This window comes from Paenisporosarcina quisquiliarum (assembly GCF_027563315.1).
GTDB classification, from domain to species: domain Bacteria; phylum Bacillota; class Bacilli; order Bacillales_A; family Planococcaceae; genus Paenisporosarcina; species Paenisporosarcina quisquiliarum.
The window spans coordinates 45071-59143 of sequence record NZ_JAMKBJ010000014.1 but is presented as its reverse complement, the minus strand read 5'-3'; the positions used below and the strand labels follow the sequence as shown (position 1 = coordinate 59143).

The 14073-nt window shown below is 40.3% G+C and carries 14 protein-coding genes; 5 read left to right on the top strand and 9 right to left on the bottom strand.

From position 1 onward, the window contains the following. Positions 1-39: 39 nt before the first annotated feature. A complete protein-coding gene (locus M9R32_RS13810; protein ID WP_269927332.1) occupies positions 40-651 on the bottom strand; it encodes a DUF1836 domain-containing protein in 612 nt (203 codons plus the stop codon). A 143-nt stretch (positions 652-794) separates the two neighbouring features. Here M9R32_RS13810 and trhA point away from each other — a divergent pair, with 143 nt between their 5' ends. Both trhA and M9R32_RS13800 read left to right on the top strand, forming a co-directional pair. Next, the gene (gene trhA, locus M9R32_RS13805) at positions 795-1442 is read left to right on the top strand and encodes a PAQR family membrane homeostasis protein TrhA (protein ID WP_269927331.1); all 648 of its coding nucleotides are present in this window, start codon (positions 795-797) and stop codon (positions 1440-1442) included. A gap of 146 nt (positions 1443-1588) precedes the next feature. Further along, the gene (locus tag M9R32_RS13800; RefSeq protein ID WP_269927330.1) at positions 1589-2032 is read left to right on the top strand and encodes a transporter; all 444 of its coding nucleotides are present in this window, start codon (positions 1589-1591) and stop codon (positions 2030-2032) included. A gap of 60 nt (positions 2033-2092) precedes the next feature. Here M9R32_RS13800 and M9R32_RS13795 read toward each other — a convergent pair whose 3' ends face one another. The 6 genes from M9R32_RS13795 to M9R32_RS13770 all read right to left on the bottom strand — a co-directional run bounded on the left by M9R32_RS13795 (position 2093) and on the right by M9R32_RS13770 (position 9467). Further along, entirely contained in the window at positions 2093-3394 is a 1302-nt protein-coding gene (locus tag M9R32_RS13795; RefSeq protein WP_269927329.1) for a M48 family metalloprotease, read from the bottom strand. Between the two features lie 138 nt (positions 3395-3532). Then, on the bottom strand, positions 3533-4321 hold the full coding sequence (locus M9R32_RS13790) for an alpha/beta fold hydrolase (protein WP_269927328.1): 789 nt from the start codon (positions 4319-4321) through the stop codon (positions 3533-3535). Between the two features lie 150 nt (positions 4322-4471). Next, on the bottom strand, positions 4472-4897 hold the full coding sequence (locus M9R32_RS13785) for a hypothetical protein (protein ID WP_269927327.1): 426 nt from the start codon (positions 4895-4897) through the stop codon (positions 4472-4474). 435 nt (positions 4898-5332) lie between these two features. Further along, positions 5333-5755, bottom strand: coding sequence for a protein-tyrosine phosphatase family protein (locus tag M9R32_RS13780; RefSeq protein ID WP_269927326.1), 423 nt, complete (start codon positions 5753-5755; stop codon positions 5333-5335). A 12-nt stretch (positions 5756-5767) separates the two neighbouring features. Continuing rightward, a complete protein-coding gene (locus M9R32_RS13775; RefSeq protein ID WP_269927325.1) occupies positions 5768-7885 on the bottom strand; it encodes a type IA DNA topoisomerase in 2118 nt (705 codons plus the stop codon). Positions 7886-8267: 382 nt separating this feature from the next. Continuing rightward, positions 8268-9467 (bottom strand): alanyl-tRNA editing protein, encoded by a 1200-nt coding sequence (locus M9R32_RS13770; RefSeq protein ID WP_269927324.1) that lies wholly within the window; start codon positions 9465-9467, stop codon positions 8268-8270. A 100-nt stretch (positions 9468-9567) separates the two neighbouring features. On the opposite strand from M9R32_RS13770, the gene M9R32_RS13765 reads away from it, so the two are divergent. After that, positions 9568-9846: a hypothetical protein gene (locus tag M9R32_RS13765; RefSeq protein ID WP_269927323.1), complete on the top strand. Its 279-nt coding sequence runs from the start codon at positions 9568-9570 to the stop codon at positions 9844-9846. Positions 9847-9876: 30 nt separating this feature from the next. Here the strand turns inward: M9R32_RS13765 and cax are convergent, their stop codons facing one another. Beyond that, positions 9877-10935 carry a calcium/proton exchanger gene (gene cax, locus M9R32_RS13760; protein ID WP_269927322.1) on the bottom strand — a complete coding sequence of 353 codons (1059 nt, stop codon included), beginning with the start codon at positions 10933-10935 and terminating at the stop codon, positions 9877-9879. A 256-nt stretch (positions 10936-11191) separates the two neighbouring features. After that, positions 11192-11911, bottom strand: a complete 720-nt coding sequence (locus tag M9R32_RS13755; RefSeq protein WP_269927321.1) for a 3-ketoacyl-ACP reductase — start codon at positions 11909-11911, stop codon at positions 11192-11194. A 213-nt stretch (positions 11912-12124) separates the two neighbouring features. Between M9R32_RS13755 and M9R32_RS13750 the strand changes: the two genes are divergently transcribed. Together M9R32_RS13750 and M9R32_RS13745 are read left to right on the top strand one after the other, a co-directional pair. After that, entirely contained in the window at positions 12125-13297 is a 1173-nt protein-coding gene (locus tag M9R32_RS13750; protein ID WP_269927320.1) for a M20 metallopeptidase family protein, read from the top strand. Between the two features lie 431 nt (positions 13298-13728). Further along, positions 13729-14070 carry a P-II family nitrogen regulator gene (locus M9R32_RS13745; protein WP_269927319.1) on the top strand — a complete coding sequence of 114 codons (342 nt, stop codon included), beginning with the start codon at positions 13729-13731 and terminating at the stop codon, positions 14068-14070. Positions 14071-14073: the final 3 nt, after the last annotated feature.

The window sequence follows — 14073 nt, the reverse complement described above, 5'->3', positions numbered from 1 at the left end:
TCCTTATTTATTGCAGATTGAAAGCGTCAGGCATTTTGATTATTTTTCTTTTTTAGATTTCAGATTTTCCTCGGTTTGATGTGATTCCTCTTTTAATTCATCGATTAACAGCTCAGCTGCTTTACGGTACGAATTACTGATGTTTACCAGAGAGGTAATCAGAAGGATTTTCTCCAGTTTTTCCGCTTCGCGATCATCCATTTTGGCCACTTCTTTGTGGACATCTAGTGCTCGCTTTTCAAACTCCGATTCAAAATCTGATGCATTTCCTTGCTGAATGGCAAGATAACTAGTATAGAATTTCTCCAGTTCAAAGTCTTCGTTAGTCAGCTTGGAATTGAGACCGTCGAGGGTCGACTTGATGTCATTAATCGATAAAGCACCTTTTAATTGATAGATTAAACTAATCAAGATAAGATGCTTCTTCGAATATTTTTTATTTTTTATAGGGATGAACAGCTTCGCTTTGGCATAGTTGTTAATCATGGTTTTGGTCAAAACTTTTTCTTCATCATTACGTTTTGTACTTTTAAACGTGTGATCAAATAATTGAATGACTTGATCCATATATAAATCGATATCCGGCATTTCCTGAAGTGAAATATTCTTTTCTAAAGAAAGTTTTTGTATCAATTCTTGTGATTTCTCCATCGTTTACCCCTCGAAATTCATTGGCATTAAGTAGTTAAAGTGTAACTTAAAATTGATAGGTCGTAAATGTTGACTAGATGTTAAAATGATTATATGATTATACATAGTATTAATAACTACTTGTTGAGATGGAGGTATTTATTTTGCACGCTTATATTCGAGAACCTTTTAACAGTTTGTCACACTTGGCTGGTGCTGTATTATCTATTATCGCGTTAATCGCCATGCTTTTGAAAGCTTCATCAAGTGATGCACCTGCATTACATATCGTTGCTGTCATTATTTTCGGCATCAGCATGTTTTTATTGTATACTGCATCCGCCACTTATCACATGGTGCTTGCAAAAGACCATATCATTGCTTTTTTAAGAAGGCTTGACCATTCCATGATTTTTTTATTGATTGCTGGATCGTATGCGCCTTTCTGCTTAATCGCACTTAATGGCACAACTGGATTTGTGTTATTCTCCGTCGTCACAGGCTTAGCTATTGCAGGAATTCTGTTCAAAATGGTGTGGTTCGACTGTCCGAGATGGCTTTCTACAGCTCTTTATATTGGGATGGGGTGGATTATTGTATTTCTTGCGTCACCTTTAGCTGCCACTTTAAAAGCTGAGGGGCTTTGGCTACTCGTTACAGGTGGTATCATGTACACAATCGGAGGCATCATCTACGGTGCCAAGCCCAAATTTATGCAATCAAAATACCTCGGCTTTCATGAAATTTTTCACATCTTCATTTTACTTGGAACCCTTTGTCACTTTTTAAGTGTATATATGTATGTTTTATAAAAAATAACTTAGTGCCAGGCAGCGGTTATCATAACCTTTGCCTGGCATTTTTGAGTTGTTGAAATTAGGCAGAGCATGGGAACCCAAACGCTTCTTCAATAAAGCCATATACTACCTTGAATACAGTTTAAAGGAGGTACCCATTTTTGGTTAATCGATTTTTCCCATTTCTACCCGGTGATGACTCGCCGAACTTCCCTGGACGTGGACCTGGATTCCCACCTGGTTTCCCTGGTCAAGGTCCCGGATTCCCAGGACAAGGCGGTTTCCCTGGGCAAGGTCCTGGATTCCCTGGTCAAGGAGGAGGCCAACCATCTTCAGGCGGCCCGCCGTCTAGTCCACCACCAACTTTCGTTCCTCAGCAATCTGCACAATCTCGAGGAGGCGCAGGCGTCTTTGCAGTAGATCCCGGTGCGATTCGAGGCTGTTTATTCCGGTTTACGTATGTATGGCTACGAAATGGTCGTTCATTCTGGTTCTACCCAACATTTGTCGGAAGACAATCCGTTGCCGGTTGGCGTTGGAATGGTCGTAGATGGACTTATTACGGGACAGATTTAGACAGAGTCTCATCTTTCCAATGTTTCTAAAATGAAAAGGACGCGCAGAAGTCATTAACCTGACTTTTACGCGTCCTCTTTTTATATATTCTACTGTTCAAGCGCTCTTAAAAAATCTTCTTCATTGTCAACTCCAAAATATGAATACGCTGATTCGCCTGTAGGATCTTCAAGTTCTGGATTAGCACCGTACTCATAAAGCATGGATGCAAGTTCATAATTTTCGTTGTATAAAGCCTCTAGCAAAACAGTCGAATAGTCACTTTGAGCATTCGGGTCTGCCCCTGCATCTAAGAGAACTTGTGCAACATCGTTATTCTGTAAAAATCCTGCATATCCAAGAGCTGTATATCCTTCAGCATCTTTTTCTTCCAGATCGGCACCTTGTTCGATTAATGCATTTACTTCTTCAATATCCCCATCGTAAGCCGCAGTCATTAGCGGCGTTTCTCCTTCGGAAGGATAATAGTCTTCCTCAGACAAATCGAATGTATCTTCAGAAAGAAGTGATGGTATAAAGCTTGCATAGACCAATCCACCTGCAGAGAATAAGAAGACAATCAGCAAATACACACCAAACATTCCACCGAATAATAAAGATGCACCCAAAACGATTTTTCCGTTTTTCGGTTCATATGACGGCGTTCCTTCTACACGCATAAACTGACCGACAGACTGAATGCGTTTCGGTAAACGTGGATGGCTTGATAATACTTCACTGAACCATACGGCAACATTGGACTCGCTCTTGATTTGTTCTAAATACGCAGATTCGTTTACTTCATGATATAAATCTTTTCCTGCTCCTAAAATGGTCAAGGCACGCTTCGCAGCTGTTCCATTTTGCGTGTAGAAAGCTGCTTCACGGTCACACGTATATTCGCATGATCGGCTGTAAGCTTGCGACAGGAACGGGATGAACGTTGCTGGAACGAGTAAAATATTTTTCCAAACATGACGGCGTTTAATATGTGCAAGTTCATGGGCAATGATGAAATCTAGTTCAGCAGCTCCACCTTGTCTAGCAAGTTCGAAAACTTCCGAATAAATGACGACCATATCGCGTCCTAAAAAGCGTGTTGCAAAAGCGTTTAACGCACCTTCTGACTGTACGATAAATACATCAGGAATGCGTTTCAGCCCCATTTCCCCTGATAGGGATACAACTCGCTCATAGACATCTGGGAATTGATTTTCACGAATACGAATGCCATTCCCTCGAATTGACCCAAGCATAACCATATTTGCATATAGCACTAAGGCTAACAGACCAATTGCAATACCGATTCCGATAATCGAAATGGCGGCAATTATATAAATAAAGATACTGAAGATGAGACTCAATACGAAATAAATCGTTTCTCTCTCTGATGTTACATTGGATGTTCTCACTCGTGTAGTCCCCTCTTGTATAAATTTTACATACAATACTGAATTTAACGGATAATAGGAAAGAGGTCAATAGAATAATAATGGTAAATAAAAACAAAAAACGCAAAAGACCAAACTTATGGTCGCTTGCGTTTTGTTTTAAGATTTTAAGAAATCCTGAATTTCCGATATTAATAAATCAGGTTTTTCCATCATACTCATATGTCCGGCACCTTTGATTAAAGCCTGAGAAATCGTTTCTTTATGAACAGAGAACGTTTTTTCTGGAGGAATGACCTGATCCTTTTCTCCAGCAATCAGTAGTGCAGGCAACTTACTGTTTTTGATGACATGATTGCGGTCTGGGCGGTTTTTCATGGCCTTGAGCATACCAATGGCGCCTTCTTCAGTAGTTGCTTTCCCAATTTCTTTAGCTTTCTCCACATCTTCTGCATGTGTCTCCAAGTTTTCTGGAGCAAATAATTTTGGAATTAAGCCCTCAATCAAAGCAGGTACGCCTTCCGATTTCACTTTTGCGATGGATGCGTCACGGCCTTCTTTCGCTTCATCAGAATCTGGATGTGCAGTTGAATGAATCAGTGAAAAACCGTTTAAGCGTTCTTCATATTTTTCTGCAAATGCTAATGTTATGTAACCACCTAAAGAATGACCGAATAAAGTTACTTTCTCCAACTCTAATTTATCCAGTAGTTCTACCAACGTATCTGCCATGTATTCCATTTCATAATTCCCTTTAGGAAACGTGGAATCTCCATGGCCTGGTAAATCAGGTACAATAACGCGGTTATTCTCTGACAAAGCCGGAATCAGTTTATCCCAGTATTCATGACTTCCACAAAAACCATGCAGCAAGACAATCGCTTCACCTTGTCCACTGTCTTCATATGCCAATGTCAGATTCGATAATTCAATTTGATGTTGCCCCATTATAACAACTCCCGTTTTCATGTTTGTCATACACATATACCCAATTTTTAAACATGTAAGCAAAGAAATGGGTTCAAATGAAAAAATGCTACCAAAGATACGCAGACAATTAAAAAAAGCATGTGCTCGGAGGCACATGCTTTCATTCATTTATTGAAAAAACTTAATTAATTGGTTGCTTGATGGCTCTTGTAAGGGGTACGTCTCATCACTGTCAGTCTGGCAGACCACGTGCAATGTCGGTGTTTCCTTTACAATAAATTTCCAATGAGACGTTTTAGAAGTACTCGTTGCTTTTAGTTCCTCACGCATCATTTTCTTTCTGAAATTGGCAAGCTTCGCAATTAAGAAACGTTCTTTATAACGAATTAATAAATAGCCATTGTGGGCTACTCGGTTATACTTGTTTAAACTAACTTCTCTTAAATCAAATCCATTAGACTTATTTTGAACAGACGGTGACAATACAAAAAAGTCACGTTTCTTAAAAATGGTCGTATTTAAATGTTGAATTAACCCTAATTCCTTTGTCAAAAAGTCCTTATTAACTGCACTTGGGATTTGATTATTATCCATTCTTCACCTCTTCTAAAAGTTCTCTTAGTGTAAGTATACACCATTTTTGATTAAATTTCACCTTTACACAGCTACATACCAACCGACAATGCATGTCACGACAACATTTCATCCACACTAAACGTTGCTGTTCATGGTGTTACAACTCAAAAGGGATGCCTAATAATAATTTCACTTTACCGGTTTCTGCGCGAGAAAATCAGGATAACCGATTTTCTACTGTTTAGTTTGGTTCATTTAGCTCATACTATTCCGATTAACTTTCAGTATTTCGAGCAAAAAATAAATGCTGTATAGCGCTAGCCTCATGTCCACGTGAACTTCTATAGCCGTCGACCGCCAATTGAACGGAAGAAAGCCAATCTCCAAAAATGAGTAGCTATAAAAAGAAGCAGCCCCGATATCTTAAGGCTGCTTGTTCATAACTTTTTATTTTTAATTGCCATAGATACGAGTTAATGCTTCCTTGAATTGAGGTTTTACATCCACTTCGGGACGGATCATTTTCACTTTTGCTTCAGCTTCTTCAATTGAATCAGCTAAACGAAGTTCCATTAATGTAGCAACTGCCATTGTCCCTGCTCTGCCACGACCTGTATTGCAATGGAAGAAAATTTTCTTGCCGTCCTGGTAATCCTGAACAATTTGTTTGACGCCGGTACGAATGGATTCATCCTGGAATTCCCCATCGTCAACAATCGGTTGATGCTTGCTAATTTCACTTGATGCAGCTCCAACTTCTGCACGCAAATCGTACACAACATCGATTTTTTCATTTTCAATTGCTTGAGGTACATCGTTAACTCCGCCAATAAAAATACGATTGTCGATTAAGGCTTGATAATTTTTTTCATTCATTGTGTCGTCCTCCTAGTTAAAATCCAGTTTTAATTGACCATTAATTAATGTCAATTTTGCATTGAAGCTTTTTCCTGCTTTCGAGACAAATCCTTTAATAACATCCGTTCTGCCTTTCGTGCATAAATCGTCGATATGTTTGGCAGACAACCGTTTCTTCAGGAATGTGGCCGGAAACGTTTGTTTACACCCTTCTTTATACCCTGAACAACCATAAAAATTCTTCCTTGAAAGTATGGTTCCTTTTTTACAGGTCGGGCAAGTAGCGACTTCTTTTCTGCTTACAAAAGTTTCGGTCGTCATATGAAAAGTTTTATCGTTCAGTTGATTCGGGACATCTTGAATCAATTGATTCAAGTATTTAGCGATGCTGCCTAAAAACAATTCAGATGAACCATTACCCGTTCCGATTTTCTTTAAGTACGCTTCCCATTTCGCGGTCATGGAAGGACTGGCAAGTAAATTGCCTTCAATCGCTTCACAAAGTACACGACCTTTTTCAGTAATGGACACAATATTTCTTTTCACTTCAATATACCCATGTCTCTTAATCGTTTCAATAATTCCGCTACGGGTCGCTTCTGTTCCAAGACCTTCCACTTCTTTCAGGATTTCCGTATCCACCGCATCTTCAACAAACTTTCCACACGTTTTCATCATGGCGATGAGCTGCCCTTCTGTATATGGCTTAGGTGGAGTGGTTTGGCCTTCTTTAATTTCAACTTTACTTTTCACTTGCTCGTGAAGTGTGAGCTTTGGCAAAGTTGGTTCTTTGGCAGATGAAGATGCTTTTTCATTCGAAAATAATGCTTTCCATCCTTTATCCGTTTCGGTTTTACCGCTCGAGAAAAAGGCGAGTCCATTGACATCCGTCGTCACCGTTGTTTCTTTATATAGATAATCGGAGTGGAACATCGCGAGTGTCGTTCTTAATACTTCCTCATAAAGATTCCGTTCCTCACGTGACAAGCCAGCCAATACTTTTTCGCTCGGAATTTTTTTCGTCGGAATGATGGCATAATGCTCCTGCACTTTGGAACTGTCGACATACCGTTTACTCGGATTTCTTGAAGCAACTTGGAAAGGCTGTTGTATCAACTGTTGGTAAGCTTCAACTTGATTGACGAGATAAGAAAATTCATTTGGCGTAATGAATTGAGTGTCTGTTCTTGGATAGCTGACCAGTTTCTTTTCATATAAAGTTTGCATCGTTGACAGCACTTTCGCAGGACTGTATTTCCACTTACGATTGGCCGTTGCCTGAATAGTGGATAATGCATGAAGCTTTGGCGGTAGAATTTTCTTATCTTCCGTCTTCAGTTGTTTCACTGTTCCTGGAAGAAAGCCGTCAATTTGATGTTTGTTCAGGATCTCTTGCGCTTCTTCAACGAGCTTCATTTTCCCTTTTGCTTTCCCTTTATACGAGCCATGTTCAGCTTTGAACGTTCCTTCCAGTTCAAAAAAGGATTCCGGCACGAAACGTTCAATTTCCAGTGCGCGTTGGTAAATCAAATAAACAGTCGGAGATTGAACTCGCCCGATGGAAAATACTTCACGAATTCCTTTTTGTTGAATGAGGAGGGTGTAAAGACGGGAACCATTCATCCCGACAAGCCAATCACTCATTTGCCGCGCTTTCGCTTCTTCATACATCAATAAATCCTTGCGATTGTCTTGCAACTGCATAAACCCTTTGCGAACTTCATCCACTTCCAGTGAATTAATCCACAAACGTTTAATGGTCTTGTTACGGGCACGCGTGTAATCAAAGATGCTATAGAAAATATTGGACCCTTCACGATCAACGTCACACGCATTGATAACCGTATCTGCCTCAAAGATTAACTTCTTAATAATGCCGAACTGTTTTGCCTTGCCTTTAGCAATTTGAAATTGAAATTCATCCGGTAAGATCGGCAATGTCTGAAGAGACCATTTCGTCCATTTTGGATTGTGGGACTTTGGATCACGCAGCTCAACCAAATGTCCGATTCCCCATGTAATATAGGCACCTTGAGGAAAAGCCTCACATGGCTGGACATCAAAAAAGCCTTCCTGCTTCTTCACTTTGAAAGCATCTGCATATGCCTTCGCCTGACTTGGCTTTTCAGCAACGATCACTGGTTTCACAAATCCACCACCTTTCTATCTTTCAATATGTAGGAAAAGTATATCATTTAGCGAACGCACATTCTACTTTTCGAAGATAGTCTAGTTGAATGGGTTGTCTAAAATCGTTTCAATAAACAAGTTAACCCGCTACTGAGATGGTAGTTATCTAGTTTAAAAGATTTATCGCTCAGATTTGACCATTTATCGCTCAAACTGGGGATTTATCGCTCAAACCGAACAGTTTATCGTTCAAACACGTCTCATGCGCAAGTCAACTTGGTGAAACACATATCAGCCATCTGATTATATCAGGAGATGTAAATAGTCGAAGAGGATTAGTCTAGGAATGCCACTCTACCGAAGACATTCCAATCCCCATCCTCCCCTTTTAAATAAAAACTTAAATTAAGTATTGATGAATTTGCGATAAGTATTCTTGTCCAGTTAACTCTGTTGCCCCGCCACCTTGAGCGAAACTTTCAGAGCCACCACCCTTACCGTTGATGATCGGTAATATTTGTGCTGACAACTGTTTCATATTTGTATAATTTTCTACTCCACGTGCTAAAACCACTTGAAGCAGACCTTCATTTTCCGCAATGAAAATCACGCGGATGGTAGGTGCATCAGCAACTAGAATTCGGGCAAGTTTTTGCAGTTCCTGAATTGGTCGTTGTTTAAATAAACATTCGACGGAATCGCTGTTGACCTTGTTGCCGAGCAAGTCTTTCGCTTCATAATGGAGTAATTGCTCACGTGACTCATCCAGCTGTTTCTCCAGTTTCTTGGCGTTCTCAAGCAACACTTTTACCGCTTTTGATAGGCCCTCTTCAGATGCACTCAACAGGTGAGTCACTTCCTGCAAAGTCGTTTGTTTACGGTGAAGTTGTGATAATACCCTACTACCACACACAAAATGAATGCGCACTTTTCCTTTTTGTAATTCCGTATCGAGAATTTTCAATGATCCAATCTGACCTGTGGATGAGGGATGTGTCCCTCCGCAACCGTTATAATCGAAATCCTCAATAATTACCAACCGAATGTCTTCTTCGACAGTTACTTGTTTTCGAAGAGGATAATTCGATAACTCGTCTTTTGTGACCCACTTCGTTTCAATAGGACGATTATCTAGAATAATTTGATTTGCGCGTTTCTCCACTTCTAACAATTGTTCGTCCGTTACATTCTTCACATCTAGATCAATTGTGACCAATTCTTTTCCTAAATGAAAACTCGTGGTTTGAATACCAAACAACTCAACAAATGCAGCAGTCAAAATATGTTGGCCCGTATGCTGTTGCATAAAGTCAAAACGACGGGTCCAATCAATTTGAAAATCTACCTTCTCTCCCACTTCGAATGTCGGTTCTGATATGTAATGGCGGATTTCACCATCCACTTCCTCCACATCCAGTACTTCAACTTCATTAATGGTGCCTGTATCGTGGGGTTGCCCTCCACCCGTTGGATAAAAGAGGGTCTCTTCCAGTGTGAGATACCATCTGTCAGATTCGTCCTTCATCTGACACACTACAATTGATTTTCCTTTTTGGCAGTAGGCATCTTGGTAATATAATTTATGTTTCAATTTAGTCAATCTCCTTCTGTGGCACAGATTTTGAACCGAATGTGACTTATTGCTCTGAAAAGTGGGTATATAAATTAATGTAACATCTATGAGCAGGAGGAGCCACGAAATGAAAACAGACTTACATCGAGCACGACGTTTTGGACATACACCTGTTTTTCCACTTGCAACAACTCACGCGAAAACATTCTGTAAGTTTCGTGGAGTAATTCCAACCAGTTTGTATGATTCTACATTGCCGACGCAGAAAAAAGCAAAACGAACTCCATTTGAAGAAACAGACATTCTTCATGCAATCAATCGTAATACTGGATTGCAATTTAAATCGATAACTGAAGTCAATACCCATGTGGAAACGTTGATGCAAAAAAAGCTTATGACTGATTAAAGTCATAAGCTTTTCTTGTTTGGTTGGAGATTACAATAAATAAAAACCAATCCCCATAATTAGATAGGCGGCAAGTAATGTAAGTCCTTCAAACCAATTGGATTCCCCGTCATTCGAAACGCTGATCGTCAAAAGCACAGCAGTAGCCATGGCAACGAGTTCAGGCATTGTAAAAACTAACGGCATTGCTTGCGGCATAAATAATGAAATTAGAACCAACACGGGTGCTACGAACATAGCAATTTGTAAAGTAGAACCGATGGCAATCTCCACCGCAACGTCCATTTTGTTTTTCATAGCCATAATGATAGCCGATGAGTGCTCTGCTGCATTCCCTACAATGGCAACGATAATGACCCCAATAAATAGTTCGGACCAACCAAATTGTTCACCCACTGCTTCAAATGTATGTACCAAGCTTTCCGATACATAAGCAACAGCTAGTGTAGAAAGCAATAAGATGGTTAAAGCTTTTTTCTTCGTCCATTCCGGTTCTTCATGTTCTTCTGATGTTGAATTGTCCTCACTATGTGCATAGACACCACGATGAGTAACCAATTTAAACACGAGTCCCGCTAAATACAGAACAATCATGATGATCGAAATTCCGACGCTTAATTGTAACGTTTTCGCTTCATTCATTGACATGGCAAAAATCTCAGGAATGACAAAAGCCACAATTACCGCGAAAACTAGCAAGCCAGAATTATGACGCGCATCATGAATGCTGAATTTTTGGCGCTTAAATTTCAGTCCTCCAAGGAAGAATGATAGTCCTCCCACTAACAATAAGTTCCCCAGTACCGAACCGGTCAATGAAGCCAATACGACGCCAATCAAACCAGCTTGCAAGGCAAAAATGGAAATAATCAATTCGACGGCGTTTCCGAATGTGGCATTCAGCAACCCGCCGATTCGAGGGCCACTTACAATCGCCAAACTTTCCGTTGCGCGTCCCATAAAGCTTGAGATCGCAATAACCGTTACGGAACAAATAATAAACATAACAATACTGGACCAATGCATCATAGATCCCACAAATGTTAGTGGCACACCTGCCAGTACGAGAATAGTAAAAATCCGATTCATACGTTCACGCTCCAATTAAAAAATATAGATATATGATGTTCTTTTATCCATACCCAATCAACAGCAGATTCTACACTCTTTTGAAAAATTTAATGTATGGTCCAAACCATTACTTTTCTAACTAAGTAAATCATCAGATAACATCACTTAAATTAGGACCGTTTCTTACTACTAAAAGGTCAATTAAAGCTATTCCTAATAAAAAATGCCAGGTGGATGGCTAATTTCGACCATCCCCTGACATCTTCTGAAGGTTCTACGGATTAGTTGACCATAGTCCCGCTTCTTTTATAAAGATTCGTTTGTTCAATTTCAATTGAGCAACGATAAATTCTGCAATATCTTCCGGTTGCATCACTTTATCTGGATTGCCATCCGTCAAATCATTGTCGATGGCCAAATCCGTAGCTACTGTACTCGGCGTCAGTGCTGTTACACGGATATTATGCTTGCGCACTTCCATTGCAAGTGATTCGGTAATTCCAAGGACACCGAATTTCGAAGCGCTGTATGCACTTGTAATTGGAGCACCTTTTTGGCCTGCAGAAGAAGAAATATTGATAATGTCTCCAGCTTGTTGTTCAATCATTCCCGGCAACACAGCGCGTGTCACATAATAAACACCCATCAAATTCACTTGAATGATTTTTTCCCATTCGGCAATTTCAAGATCCATAAATTTACCGAACTTCGCAATGCCTGCATTATTAATTAAAATATCGACCGTTCCAAGTTGATTTGTCAATGACTCAATCGCACGTGTCACTTCGTCGTTTGAAGAAACATCAGCCGTTGCGAAAACTGCCTTTACACCTTGACCTTCCAATTCCTTTACGACTTGTTGCAAATGCTCTTCAGATCGAGCAAGGAGTCCAACATTTACTCCTTCTTTCGCTAATGCAACGGCAATCGCACGGCCAATACCGCGTCCTGCACCTGTAATAATGGCGTTCTTACCTTGTAGAGATGTAGCCAATATGGTTTCCTCCTATTCTTGATGCGTTTTTTACTCAACTTTAAATGTACTACGTTATTTTAACCAATCGAATGATGAGATAAAAGAAAACTGACTCGGCAATTCTACATCAACAACCTGCATAAACATTCAAAATTAAAGTTTATTATGCACGAAAATGAAAATTTGCTACAATTGTTAACAATCTACAATACCTCATAAGGAGGAAGAAAAATGGAAAAATTGATACAACAAAAACTGGAACTGCTCTTTGATGAAATGGTCGAGGTTCGCCGACATTTACATATGTATCCCGAACTGTCACATCAAGAAGTCGATACTCCTGCATACATAGCTGCCAAACTAGAAGCTCTAGGTGTGGAAGTGAAACGAGGTGTTGGCGGACGTGGTGTTGTTGGGACAATTAGAGGTGGTAAGCCTGGAAAGACTATTGCTTTCCGTGCAGATTTCGATGCGTTGCCCATTCAAGATGTGAAAGATGTCCCATACAAATCGACCATTCCAGGTGTGATGCATGCATGCGGTCACGATGGCCACACTTCCGCCTTGCTCGCATTTGCTAAAGCGATGATGGAAGTGAAAGAAGAATTGCCAGGCAACATCGTGCTGATTCACCAATTCGGGGAAGAACTATCGCCTGGTGGTGCACGCGCCATGATTGAAGACGGTTGTCTAGAAGGCGTCGAACTCGTTTATGGTGCCCATCTGCAAAGCAAAATGGAAAGTGGCAAAATTTATGTCCGAGATGGTTTTCTCCAAGCTTCTGAAGATACCGTTAAAATCGTGGTCCGCGGATCTGGGACGCATGGAGCTGAACCACATAATGGTGTCGACCCTATATTGGCTGCGAGTCATATTATGGTGGCCTTGCAGACAATCGTCAGTCGCAATGCAGACCCTTTAAAGGAACTGGTCGTATCGATTGGGAAGTTTCATGCCGGAGATGCCGACAATGTCATTCCGAGTGAAGCAGTACTTGAAGGAACCATTCGGGTGTTCGATCCGGAACTACGCAAACTAGCTAGCCGACGCATACGTGAAATTGCAGAAAACGTTGCTATAGGTCTTGGCGCAAAAGCGACTGTTACCATTGATAATGGTTATGACGCACTATGGAACCACTCGGAAGCGATGGATACAGTCAGGCTGGCAGGTCATGAACTTTATGGAACAGATGCAGTTGTTGAAACATCGCCCGTCATGCCTGTAGAAGATTTTAGTTACTACACACAAGTTGTGCCGGGAGCCTACTTCTTTGTCGGTGCAAAATTACAAGACGAATCACTTGTATTTCCCCACCACCATGAACAATTTGATTTTGATGAATCAGCCATGTTGTTGATAGCCAAGCTGTTTGCAGCCATCTATTTCAAAGCACAACAGTAAAAGGGAAAAATGTCCTCAAGAGAAGGTGGAGCGGTGTCTTTCTCCAGAAGAATTATTTCCTCCTCCAAGCGAATGGACAGAAACCGAAGTTGAATGGACGAAAACCCGAGTTCAATGGATGAAAACTCACCTTGACTGGACGAAAAACAAATCTCCAAATTAAATGTGTAAACTTATACTTTTTAATCTCTCTAATTTTGCGAGCGGGACCAGAAGCCAACTACTTGGCCAGTCCACGCTCGTTTTTTCTTTATCAAAACCACTCCTTCTTCAAATTTTCACACCCCAATCCCTACATAACCTCATTTTTTATTACCCGATGTTAGAAAACCTAACATTAATTTTAAAAATAGTTTGATTTTTTAGACAATGTGGATTATCATGTTAGAAAACCTAACATATGATATTAGGAATTAGAAAGGAGAATGAAAATGAAAAAAATTGAAGCGATTATTCGACCAGATGTATTTTCTGATGTTCGGAAAGCATTGGTGAAAGAAGGAATTGATGGGTTAACGGTAACTGAAATAGCGGGATGCGGCAGACAAGAAGGTCGTACGGGGTTATTTCGAGGAAACGCTTATGAAATGGAGTTTTCAGCAAAGCTCAAATTGGAAATGGTCATTGAGGACTTTAAGGTTGAACCCATAATTGAAGCAATCTTAAATCACGCAGTTACAGGAGAAGTGGGAGACGGCAAGATCTTCATTCTTCCTGTGGATGAAGCAATTCGAATTCGGACAAGAGAACGCGGCGCAGTCGCTGTATTTTAAGGA

Bases quoted from the DNA above. Each gene is read 5' to 3' on its own strand.
- M9R32_RS13785 (WP_269927327.1), bottom strand. From the start codon at position 4,897: ATGGATAATAATCAAATCCCAAGTGCAGTTAATAAGGACTTTTTGACA.
- M9R32_RS13750 (WP_269927320.1), top strand. From the start codon at position 12,125: ATGGAAAAATTGATACAACAAAAACTGGAACTGCTCTTTGATGAAATG.
- M9R32_RS13765 (WP_269927323.1), top strand. From the start codon at position 9,568: ATGAAAACAGACTTACATCGAGCACGACGTTTTGGACATACACCTGTT.
- M9R32_RS13810 (WP_269927332.1), bottom strand. From the start codon at position 651: ATGGAGAAATCACAAGAATTGATACAAAAACTTTCTTTAGAAAAGAAT.
- M9R32_RS13790 (WP_269927328.1), bottom strand. From the start codon at position 4,321: ATGGGGCAACATCAAATTGAATTATCGAATCTGACATTGGCATATGAA.
- cax (WP_269927322.1), bottom strand. From the start codon at position 10,935: ATGAATCGGATTTTTACTATTCTCGTACTGGCAGGTGTGCCACTAACA.
- M9R32_RS13745 (WP_269927319.1), top strand. From the start codon at position 13,729: ATGAAAAAAATTGAAGCGATTATTCGACCAGATGTATTTTCTGATGTT.
- M9R32_RS13780 (WP_269927326.1), bottom strand. From the start codon at position 5,755: ATGAATGAAAAAAATTATCAAGCCTTAATCGACAATCGTATTTTTATT.